The organism is Devosia honganensis (assembly GCF_042648785.1).
Lineage (GTDB): Bacteria > Pseudomonadota > Alphaproteobacteria > Rhizobiales > Devosiaceae > Devosia > Devosia honganensis.
This window is the reverse complement of the sequence record NZ_JBHRYD010000001.1, coordinates 556,863-572,519: the sequence shown is the minus strand read 5'-3', so window position 1 is coordinate 572,519 and position 15,657 is coordinate 556,863. Positions and strand designations below refer to the sequence as shown.

The following is a 15,657-nucleotide window of genomic DNA, read 5'->3' as shown; positions in this document are numbered from 1 at the left end:
CAGCTTGTCGGCTGTTTCAGCGCACGATCAGCGTGCCGGCTCCGTGTTCGGTGAACAGCTCGACCAGGACGACGTGGGGAGTCTTGCCGTTGAGGATGACCACGCCCTCGACGCCGTTGTCGAGCGCCTCGAGGCAGGTTTCGACCTTGGGGATCATGCCGCCCGAAATGGTGCCGTCGGCGATCAGCGCCCTGGCCTCGCTCATGGTCAGCTCGGGCATCAGCCTGCCGTTGCGGTCGAGCACACCGGGCACGTCGGTGAGGAACAGCAGGCGCTTGGCCCCCAGCGATCCGGCAATGGCGCCGGCAAAGGTATCGGCATTGATATTGTAGGTGTTACCGTCCCGGCCGGGTGCCACCGGGGCGATCACCGGGATCATCTCGGAGCGGGCCAGAAGGTCGAGCAAGGTCCGATCCACCTCCACCGGCTCGCCGACGAAACCCAGATCGAGCACGCGCTCGATATTGGAATTGGGGTCCTTGACGGTCTTTTCGGCCTTCCTTGCGAACACCATGTTGCCGTCCTTGCCGCACAGGCCGATGGCCCATTCGCCCTCGGCATTGATCAGCGCCACGATCTCCTTGTTGATCGAGCCGGCCAGCACCATCTCGACCACTTCCATGGTGCGCGCATCGGTGACCCGCAGCCCGCCCTCGAACTTGGATTCGATGCCCAGATTCTTGAGCATGGACGCAATCTGCGGGCCGCCGCCATGCACGACGATGGGGTTGACCTTGGACTGCTTCAACAGCGCGATATCGCGCGCGAAAGCCTGGCCGAGCTGGGCGTCCCCCATGGCATGGCCGCCATATTTCACTACGACCGTCTTACCCTCATAGCGCTGCATATAGGGCAGGGCCTGGGCAAGGATGCCGGCATCATGGCTGAACCGGTCGGTGTCGGGGGCTGGGTCTGACATGGATAGGCGGCTCCCTGGCAAGGCCTGCAATGGTGCAAATGGGTCTAGTCCATTTCGAGACGGGTTTAAATCGTTCCGTCCGATAATTTCTTTACGTCTCAGTCGATCAGCAGTTCTACCTTGACGCGGCTGTCGAACGACCACCCTCCCAGCGCCAGCACCTCGCCTCCGGCATTACGCACCAGCGGGGCGGTGCGGATGGCTTCGGCGGGAGCGGTCACGCGGAAGCCGAGAAAATTCTCCAGAACATGCCGCGGCATGAAATCGGCAGGACCGGCGACGAGGCCGGTCTCGTCCGAGATATTGGCGATGCGGAACCGCGCGTCCCAGATCAACTCGCCACCGGGCGGCACGGCTTCGTCGGGGGGCAGGGCGCGGCCGGGCTCACGCGAGACGACGAGATTTTCGCCGCGCAACCGCACCACGGCGCCGAGCAGCGTGGCGGCGCGCGGCAGGTCGCCGGCGGCGATCTGGTCGTAAAGGCGCTCGACCTGGCCCAACGCCCGGGGCTTTTGCCGGCCGCCCACGATATTGAGCACACGCGACAGCACCCGCCGGCCGATGGCCGGGCTGAGGGCATGGAAAGCGGATCGGGGCAGGCTGGCGGCGCCGAAACCGTCCAGCGTCACCAGTTCGGCGAAGGCGGCGTCGGCCAGTTGCGCCAGCGCGGTGTCGGCCTCGGCCATGCGCGCGGCGAAGCGAGCGAGGGCAGCGCCATCCAGGCCTTCTTCGGCCAGGGCCGGCAGCAGGCGGCGCCAGCGCACCCGCTCATAGGCTGGATCGTCATTGGATGGGTCACGGATGGGGACGAGGCCCGCATCGGCGACCAGCGCCGCCAGCGTCGTCGGCTCCACGTCGAGCAGGGGCCGGAACACGGGCACGCCTTCCACCAGCGACAGCGTCGTCATGCCCTTGAGCCCCTCGATGCCGCTGCCATGGGCCATGCGCATCAGGATGGTTTCGGCCTGGTCGGCGCGGTGATGGGCGGTCAGCAGCAGGGTGGCGCCGTCCTCGGCCATGGCGCGGCCGATGAGGCGGTAGCGGGCCCGACGCGCCGCCTCCTGAACTCCGCTGCCAGGCTTGGGGCCGGTCCAGGCCAGCGCCCGCGCGGTGAAGCCGAGCTTGCCGGCCGCATCGAGAACCATGGCGACCTCTTGGGCGGCCTCCGGCCGCAGGCCGTGGTCGAGACTGTAGACGACGATGCGGGGTGGGGCAGGGCGGGCGGCGGCCCAGCGCTGCGCCAACAGCATGAGCGCGAGGCTGTCCGGCCCGCCGGAAACGGCAAGGCCGATGGCTGTTTCGGCAGCGGCCGGCGCGAAGAGCCGCGCCAGCACCGCGGGGTCACCCAGGTCGGGCGTCAGGCCGGCGGGCATTCCGCCTTCGCCCTTTCCTCGGCCAGCCGGGCCTGGAAGGCGGGCACGGTATCGGTATAGCGCTGCTCGACTTCGTTGAAGGTGCGGCAGGCGGTCTCCCGCTCGCCGACCCCGGCGAGCGAAATGCCCAGCTTGAGCAGCAGGTCGGGTGCGCGCGCATGGTCGGGGGCCTTCTGGTAGGCGTCGACCAGGATGTCTGCCGCCTCGGCATAGGCGGAACGTGCCAGCAGCGCCTCGCCCAGCAGGTTGGCGGCGTCGGTCGCCTGCGCATTGTCGGGATAAAGTTCGATGAACTGCCCGAACTGCTGTTCGGCGAATTCGTATTCGCCCTGCATCAGCGCCTCGTATCCCGCCCGGAACTGGGCATCCGCATCGCTATTGCCGGTGCGGGTGCGGGGGGGCGGCAATGCGCCGGTGGCCGAGGCGCGGGGGTCGTAGCTGAGGTCGAGCGGCTGGCCGGTGACGAGGTCGATGCCGCCGGCCTGTCCGGTGCCGACCAGCGGATCGGCGGATTCGCCCAGCGAGCCGTCGTCGAAAGTCGGGTCGAATTCCTGTTCGCCGGGCAGCGGCTGCACGCCCTGTTCGGGAATGTCGGTGAGAGGAACCTGATCGTCGGTCCCGCTTGTGGCCGGGTCCTGCGGCAACGCCTCGGGCCGCGTCTCGCCGCCCGCTTGGGTTGCCGCATCAGTTTTTCCCCCAGCACCGCCTTCCAGCTGCTGGAAGCGGAACTCGCTGTCTTCCTGGAGCCTGTTGAGGATTTCCTGAAGCTGGGTGAGCTGAAAGGTCAGACCTTCCACCTGGCCGTTGAGCAGGCGGATCTGCTCCTCGAGCTGCTGCACCCGCACCATGATCTGGGCGTTGTCGGCCTGGGCCACCAGAATGCGCCCGCCGGCGGGAAGGCCCTGGATCCCGATCTGGCCGGGCGGCAGCGCCGTCTGGGCCTGCGCCGCGGTGGCGCCAAGACCGATGCCGAGCGCGCAAAGCGCCGCCCAGCCCAGTTTCGTCAATGTGGTCAACGTCAAGCCTGCCTCCAAAAATGCACGCAGCCAAGATGGGCGTTCCTGCTCCGCCGATAAAGAGCAATTTTGGTCAAAAGAAAGCGCCCGGGCCTTTTTACGGCTCCGGGCGCTCTTGCCTCCAGTTGCCTGGATCAAGGGGCCGGCGAACCGGCTTGTCGCTATTGCACCACGGTCACGGCGCGGCGGTTCTGGCTCCAGCAGGAAATATCGTTGCAGATGGCCACCGGGCGTTCCTTGCCGAAGGACTGGCTGGTGATGCGCTGGCCATTGACGCCGCGCGACACGAGATAGTTCACCACCACCGAGGCGCGGCGGGCGCCCAGGGCGATATTGTATTCGCGGGTGCCGCGCTCGTCGGCATGGCCTTCGATCATGATGCGGTAGTTCTGGTACTGGTTGAGCCAGGCGGCCTGCTTGTCCAGCGTGGCCATGGCTTCGTTGGTGAGCGAGCTCGAATCGGTCTGGAAGAACACGCGGTCACCCACGGTGACGAGGAATTCCTGCTGGCTGCCGGGGGCGCCGGCGCCGGTATTGCCGACACCGGTAAGGCCGACATTGTCATTGGCGCTGCGCGAACAGGCGGCGATGACGACGACGAACAGCATCATCGCGACTGTGCGCAGGACGGTGTTGAGGGGGGCGGAGATGACCACGGGAGGCTCCTGAGGAAAAGGCTACAATCTTGAGCGCAGCATTTACCGCGCTTAATCTTAAAAGCCGGTGTGCCAACGTGGTTAATCTTTGGCTATTGGGGCGCTGATGTGGCAGGAATCCAGGCTTTTCTGTGACGTTGCCCAAGTGTCACAACAGATGTGATCGGCCTCGTTAAGGTTAAGCGCCGGGCGGCATCACCCCTCGGTCAGCTTGAATTCGATGCGGCGGTTGCGGCGATAGGCTTCGTCGTTGTCGGCCGGATCGAGCGGCGTGAATTCGCCAAAACCGGCCGCGACCAGCCGATTGGGCGATACGCCCCGGCTCACCAGATATTGCGCCACCGAAATGGCGCGGGCCGCGGAAAGCTCCCAGTTGGAGGGGAAGCGGGCGTTGGAAATGGGCCGCTTGTCGGTATGGCCGTCGATGCGCAGTACCCAGTTGATGTCCGGAGGGATTTCGGTCTCGAGCTGCAATATGGCATCGGCCAGCGCGTCGAGGTCGGGGCGGCCGGCAGCGCCGATATCGGCCTGACCGGGATCGAACAGCACTTCGGACTGGAAGACGAAGCGGTCGCCCACCACGCGCACATCGGCGCGGTCCTCGAGAATTTCGCGCAGCCGCCCGAAGAAATCGGAGCGATAGCGCGACAGGTCCTGCACGCGCTGGGCCAGGGCCAGGTTGAGCCGGCGGCCCAGATCGGCGATCTGGGTGCGGCTCTCGGCGTCGCGGGTCTCCGAGGCTTCCAGAGCGGCTTCGAGCGCGCCGATCTGGGTGCGCAAGGCAGCGAGCTGCTGATTGAGCAGCGCCACCTGCGCATTGGCCTCGTCCGAAAGGCGCTCGGCGTCCATGAGCTGGGCTTCGAGCCCGGCGATGGCGGCGTCGCGGTCGCCCAGGCCGGTGCCGATGCCCGCGAGCCGGTCGGAGAGGTTCTGGTTTTCCGCTTCGGCGCCAGCGAGAGTGGCGGTCAGCGCCGACAATTGCGAGGTCAGATCGTCGGAATTGGCCCGCTCAAGCTGCAACAACTCGGTCAGTTCGGCGATCTGGCTGTTGAGCCGGGAGAGAGCGCTGTCGCGTCCCTGGATTTCCTGCCCGAGAAAGAACTGCGTCAGCATGAACAGGCTGAGCATGAAGATGATGACGAGCAGCAGGCTCGAAAGCGCATCGACGAAGCCTGGCCAGTAATTGGTTTCCTGTCGGCGGCGGGCGCGGGCGAAGGCCATGGCCTAGTTCCGCCGCTCGTTGTCGGCTTCGTCGAGCATGGCCTCGATCAGGTCGCGCAGCTTCTTGTTGGTCTCGCCCTGCTCGGTGATGTAGCGCCTCAGATCGTCCTGTTCGGTGCGGATATGCTTGACCAGCCCATCGATGCCTCGTGCCAGCTCGGCCATGGCGCGGATGGCATTCTGCGACGAATTCTGGCTCTGCATGTTGGCGCCGAGCCGCTCGATCATCGCCTGCATGTCGGCGCCGGCCACGCCCATGGAATTGGCCTGCATGGCGGTGACCGGATGGTCGAGCTCGGTCATCGAGGTCATCCAGTCCTCGAGATCGGTGTAGAAGGCGTTCTGCGCCTGGCTGGTCTGCAGGTCGAGAAAGCCCAGCACCAGCGAGCCGGAAAGCCCGAAGAGCGAGGAGGAGAACGCGGTGCCCATGCCGCTGAGCGGCGCCACGAGCCCTTCGCGCAGATTGGTGAACAGAGAGGCCGAGTCGCCGGTGGTCACGTCCAGAGCGTTGATGACGCTGCCCACCGAGGTCACGGTTTCCAGCAGGCCGTAAAAGGTCCCCAGCAGGCCCAGGAACACCAGCAGGCCGGTCAGATAGCGCGAGGTGTCCTTGGCCTCGTCGAGGCGGTTGCCCACCGAATCCAGAATGGACCGCATGGAGGAGGGCGTGATGACCGCTTCCCCGATCCGCTCGCGCAAAATGCCTGCTACCGGGGCCAGCAGCACCGGCGGACGGGTGGCGTTCATATTGCCGTCCTGGAGCGAGTTGACCCATTTCACTTCCGGGAACAGCCGGAATATCTGGCGGAAGCTGAGGAAGATGCCGATCCCCAGGGTCATGAAGATCAGCGAGTTGATGAAGGGGTTGGCCCAGAAGAAGGTGATGATCGTGGAGAACAGGATCGCCGCCACCAGTGCCACCAGCACCAGGAAGATGACGATCTTGACCAGATAAACGGCCGGGCTGGCGAGGTGATAGGGATCGTAACCTTGCGTCATCTTTGCCGAACCTTGACCCTTCCGCCGCAAATCAACTGCCTGCGAGACTAGAGGCGGCGGAAAGGCGTGACAATGGAAAAGGTTAACGGAGCGCCGTGACCACAATGGGGCGGGCCGCCCGCCCGCGGGGCGCCGGTCTATTGAATGGGCTGCAGGGTCTTGAGCAGGGCGCCCTGCAAGGCCTCGTTGCCGGCCACGATCTGGCCGTTCCAGACCGAGCCGGGCTGGCCGGCATAGTCGGTGACGAGGCCGCCGGCCTCGCGCACCATCAGCAGGCCCGGCGCCACGTCCCAGGGCTGGAGGCCGGCTTCCCAGAGCGCGTCGAAGCGGCCGGAGGCCAGCCAGGCCATGTCGATGGCGATCGAGCCGGAACGCCTGATGCCGGCCACGGCGGGGTTGATGGCGGCGAGCTGGCGCAGTTGCAGCGCGTCATTGGCGGTGCCCTGGGTCTTGATACCGGTGGCGACCACCGCGTCGGACAGATGGCGCCGGCCGGCGACGCGGAGGCGCTTGCGGTCCGAAAGCCAGGCGCCGTTGCCCTTCTCGGCGGTATAAAGCTCGTCCATTACGGGGTTGTAGATCACCGCCGCAACGATGTCCTCGCCGCGCTGGAGCGCGATGGCGACGGCAAAGAGTGGGATGGAATGGAGGAAGTTGGTGGTGCCGTCGAGCGGATCGACGATCCAGGTATGCTGGCCGTCGGTGCCCTCCATCACGCCGCCTTCCTCCATCAGGAAGGCATAGGTGGGGCGAGCCTTGCGCAGTTCCTCATAGACGATCTGCTCGGCTCGCAGATCGGCCTTGGAAACGAAATCGGCCGGGCCCTTACGCGAGACCTGCAGGTTCTCCACCTCGTTGAAATCGCGCGACAGCGAACGGCCGGCCTTGATGGCGGCATTGACCATGACGTTGAGAAGGGCGGAACGCGCCATATCTTTATGCTCGCTGGCTCATGCGGCCCGGCCGGCGCCGATATGGCGGCCGACCGGCCAAGGGCGCCACACGGCCCCGCCGCCGGATTGAAGTGTGGCGGGCTTATTGCCCCAGAACCCGCCCCGGTTCAAGGGTCTTGCGGATCGGCGTTCCCGGCATCCGGCGGCGTGTCCGGCTCGGCGGCGGGCGGCTCGTCGGCGTCGTCGGCATTGGGATCCACCACCTGGCTGGGGGCGTTTTCGGGATCGGTGGGGCTGGGCAGCACCGGTCCCTGCACCTCGGGCACCGAAGGCAGGGTGGCGACCGTTTCGATGCTGGGCGGGGTCAAGGGCCAGAAGCGGGCGCGCTCCTCGGCCCGGGCCAGCGCGTCGGGCGGGATGGAGACCAGCAGCCGATCCAGCGCCGGATCGGTCAGGCCCTGGCGCCGCGCCAGGGCTCGCCACATGGCCGCTTCCTCGAGGTCGAGAGGCACCCCCTCGCCCACCGCCAGCAGCTTGGCATAGCGGTTCTGGCCCACGGCGTTGCCGGCTTCGGCCGCCCGTTCATACCAGGCGGCCGCCTCGGCAATGTCCTTCGCGACGCCCTGGCCGAGATAGAGCAGGGTGGCGAAATCGACCTGGGCCTCGGCAAGGCCCTGCTCGGCGGCGAGGCGGATATAGCGGGCGCCCTCCGTCTGGTCCGGCACTACGCCCGCCCCTTCGATGAGCATGGAGCCGTAGTCATATTGCGCCTCGGGCAGTTCGGCATCCGCCGCCTCCCGCATCAGCTCGGCGGCGCGGGTCAGGCTGGGATCGGCATAGATGCCTTCGACATGCAGCAGCGCCATATTGTATTTGGCGGGAACATAACCGGCCTCGGCGGCGCTGGCGAACAGAGCGGCGGCACGCTCCCGGTTCTTGGGCAGGCCGATGCCGTCCTGATAGAGCATGGCGAGCTCGAAGGTCGCCAGCCGGTCGCCGTTATTGGCGGCGAGCTGATACCAGCCCGCGGCCCGCTCGGGACTCTGGGCGACCCCCAGCCCCTTGGCGTAGATTTCGGCGATGAGGGTCTGGGCGGCGGCATCGCCCTGTTCGGCGCGCGGCAGGGCCAGTTCCAGCGCCGTCAGGAAATAGCCGCGCTGAAAGGCGCCGAAGGCATAGTCCACCGGGTGGCGCGGCCCGAAGATGGAGGTGCTGATCGCCTCGGCATCGCCGGTCTGCGCCAAAGCCGGCAGCGGCAGGCAGGCCAGGAGGACGGCGAGGAGGCGGGCAGCGCGGGTCATGCCGGCGTCCGCGCCATGCGATCGAATTCGGCCAGGGCGGCGCCGGGATCGGGCGCCGACCAGAGACTGTCGGACAGGGCGATGAATTCGGCGCCGGACATATCCATGTTGGAAGGCTCCGCCGCCGGATCGGCGTGAACGGCGGGCACCTCGAAGGTCTGGGCCCACCATTGGGCGAGTTCCGCTGCCCGGGCGTCGGCCTCTCCGCCCAGCGGCCCGAACATGAGATAGTCCACTTCCAGCTCGCCAAAGCTCATGGCGTCGTGGCGCGTTCCGATATTGCCTACCCCGACGATGCCATCGGGCTTGATAGAGGCGACCGCTTCCCGGATGGCCTCGATGCCGCCCCTGGTGACATGGACGCCATCGGCGCCGAGACGGCGGGCGAGCGCCGCATCGTCTTCCACCAGCACCGCGGCGCCCGCTGCCTGGCCGATCTGCACCAGGCGCCCGGCCAGCGCTTCATAGGCGCTTTCGTCCAGCTCGCCCCGCCGCACCAGCAGGGCGGCCACTTCCGGGCCGGTCAGCATCGCCATGAGCTGGCGCGGAAACCGCTCAGGGTCCGGGTTCGCGGGAGTGATCAGGTAAAGAAGCGGCGCCATGAAGGTCCCCAGGATGCGAGCACGCTCCCTATGGCGTCATTTTGGCGACAAAGGGACAAGCTTCAATAGGAGATGAGACGGACCGGACGCAATGGCGGGAATGCAAGACGCGCGCCCCGGAGAGGGAGCGCGCGTCGCCACACCTGGGAGTGGCGGGGGAAATCAGGCGGCGCGGTCCATCTCATTGGTCCATTCGCCCTGTGCCGCCAGGGCGTTCATGCGGGCACGATGGGTGAAGGCGGCGCGGGCGGCGTTGAAGTTCTCACGGCGGCCCGCCCAGGTGCGCAGCGCCACGTTCTGCAGGGCCCGTCCATAGGAGAAGGTCAGCGGCCAGGGCTTGCCGCCGATGCGGTTCATCGCCGACAGATGCGCGGTCGCTTCCTCGTCAGTCTGGCCGCCCGAAAGGAAGGCGATTCCCGGCACGGCCGCGGGCACATGGGCCTTGAGCACCTCGACGGTGCGGCGGGCCACTTCCTCCACCGTGGGGCGCTCGCGCGAATTGATCCCGGGCAGCACCATATTGGGCTTGAGGAGCATGCCGGCCAGATCGACGCCGGCCAGCCGCAGCTCCTTGAAAGTGTTTTCCAGCACGTCCCCGGTCACCTGGGCGCAGCGTTCGAGCGAATGATTGCCGGGTTCGCCGTCGCTCATCACTTCCGGCTCGACCACCGGCACGATGCCGGCTTCCTGGCAGAGAATGGCGTAGCGCGCCAGGGCGTGGGCGTTGGCGCGGATATTGTTGCGGGTGGGGGCGATGTCGTTGATGGTGATGACGGCGCGCCATTTGGCGAAACCCGCGCCGAGCTCGGCATATTGGGCAAGGCGCTGGCGCAGGCCGTCGAGGCCCTCGGTGATCTTCTCGCCGGTATCGCCCGGCATGGGGAAGGCGCCACGGTCGACCTTGATGCCCGGGATGACGTCGGCATCGGCGAGGATGGCGCGGAAGGGGGTGCCGTCGGCAGCCTCCTGCTTCAGCGTCTCCTCGGTGAGGATGACGCCGGAAATATAAGTCTTCATCGCCTCGGAAGCGCCGAACAGCATCTCGCGATAGTCCCGGCGCAGATCGAGCGTATTGGGCAGGTTGATCTTGTCGAAGCGCTTGCCGATCGTGCCTTCGGATTCGTCGGCGGCGAGAATGCCCATTCCGGGCGTCATCAGCTTCTGCGCGATCGCCTTGAGCGATTTGGTCATCGGTCCAACCTCGGAATTTGACTGGCCGCAGGTTAGACTTTCGTTATCCGGCTTGCGATTAGACGTCCGGTTATACGACGAAAGGCTGACCTTGTATGGAAGGGCGGTTGGCTTCGGGCAGACGCCGCTCTAAGCTGCCGGCTTTCCCGGCCGATGGAGGAATGATGAGCACGCAGCCCTATGCGACGATGAATGATGGACAGGCTATCCCCCGGATCGGACTGGGAGTGTGGCGGACGCCCAATGACGTGGCCGCGCAGGTGGTGGAAACCGCGCTCCAGGCCGGATACCGCCATGTGGATACCGCCGCCGCCTATGAAAACGAGGACGGCGTGGGCAGGGCGATCCGGGGCTCCGGCCTCCCCCGCGACGAGATTTTCCTCACCACCAAGGTGTGGAACGACGACCAGGGCTACGAGCGGACCCTGCGGGCCATGGATGCGAGCCTCGAGCGGCTGGGCACCGACTATGTCGATCTTTACCTCATCCACTGGCCCTCGGCGTTTCGCGGCCAATATGTCGAAACCTGGAAGGCGCTGATCCGCCTGCGGGAGGAAGGCAAGGCGCGGTCCATCGGCGTCTCCAATTTCGAGGGCGACTATATCGAGGACATCGTCGCCGCCACCGGCGTCACCCCGGCGCTCAACCAGATCCAGCTCCATCCACGGTTCCAGCAACGCGCCATGCGTGCCAAGCATGACAGACTGGGTATCGTCACCCAAAGCTGGAGCCCGCTGGGGCAGGGACAGCTTCTCGCCGATCCGGCGATCGGGGCCATCGCCGCCCGCCACGACAAGAGCCCGGCGCAGATCATCATCCGCTGGCATCTCGACATGGGTTTCGTGGTCATTCCCAAATCGGTGACGCCCAGCCGGATCGTGGAGAATTTCGACGTCTTCGATTTTACGCTGAGCGATGAAGACAAGACGGCCATCGCCGGGCTGGATGCTGCGGACGGTCGCATCGGTTCGGACCCGGTGACGGCGCAGTTCTGATGCCGGCGGGGCGCTAAGCCTTTTTCAGCGCTTCCACGCCCGGCAGGGGCTTGCCTTCCATCCATTCGAGGAAGGCGCCGCCGGCGGTGGAGACATAGGTCAGCTTGTCCTTGACCCCGGCATGGGCCAGGGCGCTGACCGTGTCGCCGCCGCCGGCCACCGAGACCAGGTGACCGTCATGGGTGCGCTTGGCGACATGCTTGGCGATGGCCACCGTGCCGGCATCGAAGGGCTCCATCTCGAAGGCGCCGACCGGACCGTTCCAGACGAGGGTATGGGCATCGTCGATGGCGCCGGTGATGCGCTCGATCGAGGAGGGGCCGATATCGAGGATCATGCCGTCGGGATCGATGGCATCGACGCCGTAAAGGCGCGTCGGGGCATTGGCCTTGAAATGCCAGGACACCACCGCGTCGATAGGCAGGATGATGGCGCAATTGGCCTTTTCGGCCTTTTCCATGATGCGGCGGGCGGTCTCGTCGAGATCCTTCTCGCACAGCGATTTGCCGACGCCGTAGCCCTGCGCGAAAAGAAAGGTATTGGCCATGCCACCGCCGATGACGAGGCCGTCCACCTTGGTGACGAGATTCTCCAGGAGGTCGATCTTGGAGGACACCTTGGCGCCGCCGACAATGGCCACCACCGGTTTTCTGGGCTTGCCCAGCCCCGCCTCCAGCGCTTCGAGCTCGGCCTGCATCGCCAGGCCCGCCGCGGCAGGCAGAAGACGGGCCAGGGCCTCGGTGGAGGCATGGGCGCGGTGGGCGGCCGAGAAGGCGTCATTGACATAGACGTCGCCCAAACTGGCCATGCGCTTGGCCAGCTCGACGTCGTTGTCCTCCTCGCCGGGATGGAAGCGGGTATTCTCCAACACCAGCACCGAGCCGGCAGGCGCGTCGGCGATGGCAGCCCTGGCGCCGCTCACATCGTTCCAGTCGGTGGCGATGAAGCCCACCGGATGGCCGGTTTCATTGGCCACCGCTTCGCAGACCTGCTCGAGCGAGAATTGCGCATCCGCCTTGCCCTTGGGCCGGCCGAAATGGGAAAGCAGGATGGCCTTGCCGTCCTTCTTGACGATTTCGCGGATGGTGGGCACCAGCCGCTCGATGCGGGTGGCGTCGGTCACCCGGCCGTTTGCGACCGGCACGTTGAGGTCGGCGCGCAACAGCACGCGCTTATTGCCGAGATCGAGTTCATCGAGGGTCTTGAAGCTGTCGCTCACGGTCCTGCCTCCGGGGTCCGGGTGTGTTTGCGGCTGGGTAGCAGAGTGCCACATCCGGCGGAAGCGGGGACAGGAAAAATCTCTGACCGGGCCATAACGGGCCCGAATGACGCTAAAGGCCGCTGGCCACGCAAAAGAAAGGGCACCCCGAAAGGATGCCCCGCAATTTCAGATGTCCGGTCCGCTCAGAGCGTCTTGCCCAGCGCCGCGGTGGTGTCGGCCATGCGGTTGGAAAAGCCCCATTCATTGTCGTACCAGCCCATGATGTTGACGAAATTGCCGTCGATCACCTTGGTCTGGTCGAGCAGGATGGTGCAGGAATGCGGATCGTGGTTGAGGTCGCTCGAGACCAGCGGATGGGTGGTATAGGTCATCACGCCCTTGAGCTTGCCATCGGCGGCGGCGACCAGCGCGTCGTTGACTTCCTGAGCGGTGACGGTGCGGCCGGCGACGAATTTGAGGTCGACCAGCGACACGTTGGGGGTCGGCACGCGGATCGAGACGCCGTCGAGCTTGCCCTTGAGCTGGGGCAGGACGAGGCCGATGGCCTTGGCCGCACCGGTCGAGGTCGGGATCTGCGAAAGGGCCGCCGCGCGGGCGCGGTAAAGGTCCTTGTGCATGGTGTCGAGCGTCGGCTGGTCCCCGGTATAGGAATGAACCGTGGTCATCATGCCCTTTTCGATGCCGACGAGGTCATCCATCACCAGCGCCATGGGCGCCAGGCAATTGGTGGTGCACGAGCCGTTGGAGATGACGACGTGTTCCTTGCCCAGTTGGTCGTGGTTGATGCCATAGACCACGGTGAGGTCGGCGCCATCGGCGGGGGCCGAGACGATCACCTTCCTGGCGCCGGCGGCGAGGTGCGCCGAAGCCTTTTCCTTGGAAGTGAAGATGCCGGTGCATTCGAGCACGATATCGACGCCCATGGCGGCGTGCGGCAGCTCGGCGGGATTCTTCACCGCCGTGACCTTGAAGCTCTGGCCGGCGGTGCGGATCGTGTCGCCATCCACCACCACTTCATGGGGGAAGCGGCCATGCACGCTGTCATAGCGCAGCAGATGGGCATTGGTTTCGACCGGGCCGAGATCGTTGATGGCGACCACCACGATATCGGTGCGGCCCGACTCGATGATGGCGCGCAGGATATTGCGACCGATACGACCAAAACCGTTGATGGCGACGCGAATTGCCATGGTAGACGCTCCTAGGAGGGGAGTTTGGAAAAGGGAGGCGTGGCTCTCTTACACTTGGGCGATGACGGCTTCAACAACGGCCTTCGGCGTAATGCCAAAGTGGTCATAGAGCGCCTCGATGGGGCCGGAAGCGCCGAAACCATGCATGCCGACGAAGCGGCCCTTGTCGCCGAGCAGCCTGGACCAGCTCATTTCGATACCGGCTTCCACCGCGACGCGGGCCCTGGCATTGCCGATCACCTCGGCCTTGTAGGCGTCGGACTGCCGGGCGAACAGCTCCATCGAGGGCACCGAGACCACACGGGCCGAGACGCCCTTTTCGGCAAGCTGCTTGCGCGCCTCGACGGCGATGGACACTTCCGAGCCGGAGGCGAAGATCACCGCATCGGCATCGGCCGGACCGACCAGAGTGTAGGCGCCCCGGGCGCTCTTGTTCTCGGCCGAATACTGCTCGCGCAGGGCCGGCAGGTTCTGGCGGGAAAGCGCCAGGATGGAGGGCGACTTTTCGCTTTGCAGCGCCAGCTCCCAGCATTCGGCGGTTTCCATGGCGTCGGCCGGGCGCAGCACCAGCAGGTTCGGAATGGCGCGCAGGGCCGACAGATGCTCCACCGGCTGGTGGGTCGGGCCGTCTTCGCCCAGGCCGATGGAATCGTGGGTCATCACATAGATGACGCGCTGCTCCATCAGCGCCGAGAGGCGGATGGCAGGGCGGGCATAGTCGGTAAAGACCATGAAGGTGCCGCCATAGGGGATGAGCCCGCCATGCAGCGCGACGCCGTTCATCGCCGCGGCCATTTCATGCTCGCGGATACCGTACATCATGTAGCGGCCGGTGCGGTTGTCGGCCTGGAAGGGCACGGTCTCGGGCGTATTGGTCAGGTTGGAGCCGGTGAGGTCGGCCGAGCCGCCCAGGGTTTCGGGCACGTGCTTGTTGATGATTTCGAGCGCCATCTGGCTGGCCTTGCGGCTGGCCACCTTGGGCATGTCGGCGGCGAGCTTCTGTTTGTATGCGGCCATGGCCCCGGCGAGATCGGCGGGGAGGCGCCCCTCCATGCGGCGGGTGAACTCGTCCTTCCTGTCGGACCGGTCTAGGCGGGCCTGCCATTCCCCGCGCAGGTTCTGGCTGCGCTTGCCGGCGGCGCGCCAGGCATCCAGAATGGCGGCGGGAATTTCGAAAGCGGGGTAGGTGATGCCCAAAGCCGCCTTGGCGCCGGCCAGTTCCTCGGTCCCGAGCGGCGAGCCATGCACCTTTTCGGTGCCGGCCTTCTTGGGCGCGCCGAAGCCGATCGTGGTCTTGGCGGCGATCAGGGTGGGCCTGTCGGAGCTCCGGCTCTCGAGCAGGGCCTTTTCGACGGCATCCTGATCGTGGCCGTCGATCTCGATGGTGTTCCAGCCCACCGCCTGGAAGCGGGCGATCTGGTCGGTGGAATCGGCGTTGGAGACCTTGCCGTCGATGGTGATATTGTTGTTGTCCCAGATGACGGTGAGCTTGTTGAGCTTCAAATGTCCGGCGAGCGAGATCGCCTCCTGGGAGATGCCCTCCATCAGGCATCCGTCGCCGGCCAGCACCCAGGTGTGGTGATCGACGAGCTCCGGGCCGAACTCGGCGGCGAGCTTGGCTTCGGCGACGGCGAAGCCGACGGAATTGGCGAGGCCCTGGCCGAGCGGACCGGTGGTGGTCTCGATGCCGGTGGCGTGGCCGAATTCGGGGTGACCGGCGGTCCTGGAGCCGAGCTGGCGGAAATTCCTGATCTGCTCGATGGTCATGTCCTCATAGCCGAGCAGATAGAGCGCGGAATAGAGCAGCATGGAGCCGTGACCGGCCGAGAGGATGAAGCGGTCGCGATCGGGCCAGTGCGGATCGGCGGGATCGAACTTCATAACCTTGGTGAAGAGCACGGTGGCGATGTCGGCGCAGCCCATGGGCAGGCCGGGATGGCCGGAATTGGCTTTTTCGACCGCGTCCATGCTGAGGGACCGGATCGCATTGGCCAAATCGTTCTGCTGGGCTGTGTTCGTCATCGGAAGGACCGCTCTGTTGAAGGAAGGCTCAGGACTTCTCGGGGGCGCCGAAGCCGG

14 protein-coding genes are annotated in these 15,657 nt (G+C 66.0%); 1 reads left to right on the top strand and 13 read right to left on the bottom strand.

From position 1 onward, the window contains the following. Positions 1 to 16: 16 nt before the first annotated feature. From argB to ACFOOL_RS02725, 10 genes are all read right to left on the bottom strand, one after another. Complete coding sequence (gene argB / locus ACFOOL_RS02770) at positions 17 to 919, bottom strand: acetylglutamate kinase (RefSeq protein WP_380094652.1); 903 nt, start codon at positions 917 to 919, stop codon at positions 17 to 19. Between the two features lie 98 nt (positions 920 to 1,017). Next, the gene (gene tilS, locus ACFOOL_RS02765; protein WP_380094650.1) at positions 1,018 to 2,292 is read right to left on the bottom strand and encodes a tRNA lysidine(34) synthetase TilS; all 1,275 of its coding nucleotides are present in this window, start codon (positions 2,290 to 2,292) and stop codon (positions 1,018 to 1,020) included. Further along, positions 2,277 to 3,314 carry a hypothetical protein gene (locus ACFOOL_RS02760; protein WP_380094649.1) on the bottom strand — a complete coding sequence of 346 codons (1,038 nt, stop codon included), beginning with the start codon at positions 3,312 to 3,314 and terminating at the stop codon, positions 2,277 to 2,279. The genes tilS and ACFOOL_RS02760 overlap by 16 nt, the downstream gene beginning before the upstream one ends. A gap of 155 nt (positions 3,315 to 3,469) precedes the next feature. Further along, entirely contained in the window at positions 3,470 to 3,958 is a 489-nt protein-coding gene (pal, locus tag ACFOOL_RS02755; RefSeq protein ID WP_380095904.1) for a peptidoglycan-associated lipoprotein Pal, read from the bottom strand. A 201-nt stretch (positions 3,959 to 4,159) separates the two neighbouring features. Then, entirely contained in the window at positions 4,160 to 5,185 is a 1,026-nt protein-coding gene (locus ACFOOL_RS02750; protein ID WP_380094647.1) for a peptidoglycan -binding protein, read from the bottom strand. 3 nt (positions 5,186 to 5,188) lie between these two features. After that, the gene (locus ACFOOL_RS02745) at positions 5,189 to 6,184 is read right to left on the bottom strand and encodes a flagellar motor protein MotA (protein WP_380094646.1); all 996 of its coding nucleotides are present in this window, start codon (positions 6,182 to 6,184) and stop codon (positions 5,189 to 5,191) included. A 137-nt stretch (positions 6,185 to 6,321) separates the two neighbouring features. Next, positions 6,322 to 7,116, bottom strand: a complete 795-nt coding sequence (locus ACFOOL_RS02740) for an inositol monophosphatase family protein (RefSeq protein WP_380094644.1) — start codon at positions 7,114 to 7,116, stop codon at positions 6,322 to 6,324. 128 nt (positions 7,117 to 7,244) lie between these two features. Then, on the bottom strand, positions 7,245 to 8,378 hold the full coding sequence (locus ACFOOL_RS02735; protein ID WP_380094642.1) for a tetratricopeptide repeat protein: 1,134 nt from the start codon (positions 8,376 to 8,378) through the stop codon (positions 7,245 to 7,247). Continuing rightward, a complete protein-coding gene (locus ACFOOL_RS02730; protein WP_380094640.1) occupies positions 8,375 to 8,980 on the bottom strand; it encodes a thiamine phosphate synthase in 606 nt (201 codons plus the stop codon). Before ACFOOL_RS02730 ends, ACFOOL_RS02735 begins: the two co-directional genes overlap by 4 nt. A gap of 162 nt (positions 8,981 to 9,142) precedes the next feature. Further along, positions 9,143 to 10,171, bottom strand: a complete 1,029-nt coding sequence (locus tag ACFOOL_RS02725) for a class I fructose-bisphosphate aldolase (RefSeq protein WP_380094638.1) — start codon at positions 10,169 to 10,171, stop codon at positions 9,143 to 9,145. A 164-nt stretch (positions 10,172 to 10,335) separates the two neighbouring features. On the opposite strand from ACFOOL_RS02725, the gene ACFOOL_RS02720 reads away from it, so the two are divergent. After that, a complete protein-coding gene (locus tag ACFOOL_RS02720) occupies positions 10,336 to 11,166 on the top strand; it encodes an aldo/keto reductase (protein WP_380094637.1) in 831 nt (276 codons plus the stop codon). Positions 11,167 to 11,179: 13 nt separating this feature from the next. Here ACFOOL_RS02720 and ACFOOL_RS02715 read toward each other — a convergent pair whose 3' ends face one another. The 3 genes from ACFOOL_RS02715 to tkt form a co-directional block, all read right to left on the bottom strand. After that, positions 11,180 to 12,385, bottom strand: coding sequence for a phosphoglycerate kinase (locus ACFOOL_RS02715; protein ID WP_380094636.1), 1,206 nt, complete (start codon positions 12,383 to 12,385; stop codon positions 11,180 to 11,182). A 185-nt stretch (positions 12,386 to 12,570) separates the two neighbouring features. Continuing rightward, positions 12,571 to 13,578: a type I glyceraldehyde-3-phosphate dehydrogenase gene (gap, locus tag ACFOOL_RS02710; protein WP_380094634.1), complete on the bottom strand. Its 1,008-nt coding sequence runs from the start codon at positions 13,576 to 13,578 to the stop codon at positions 12,571 to 12,573. A gap of 48 nt (positions 13,579 to 13,626) precedes the next feature. Next, the gene (gene tkt / locus ACFOOL_RS02705; RefSeq protein ID WP_380094631.1) at positions 13,627 to 15,600 is read right to left on the bottom strand and encodes a transketolase; all 1,974 of its coding nucleotides are present in this window, start codon (positions 15,598 to 15,600) and stop codon (positions 13,627 to 13,629) included. Positions 15,601 to 15,657: the final 57 nt, after the last annotated feature.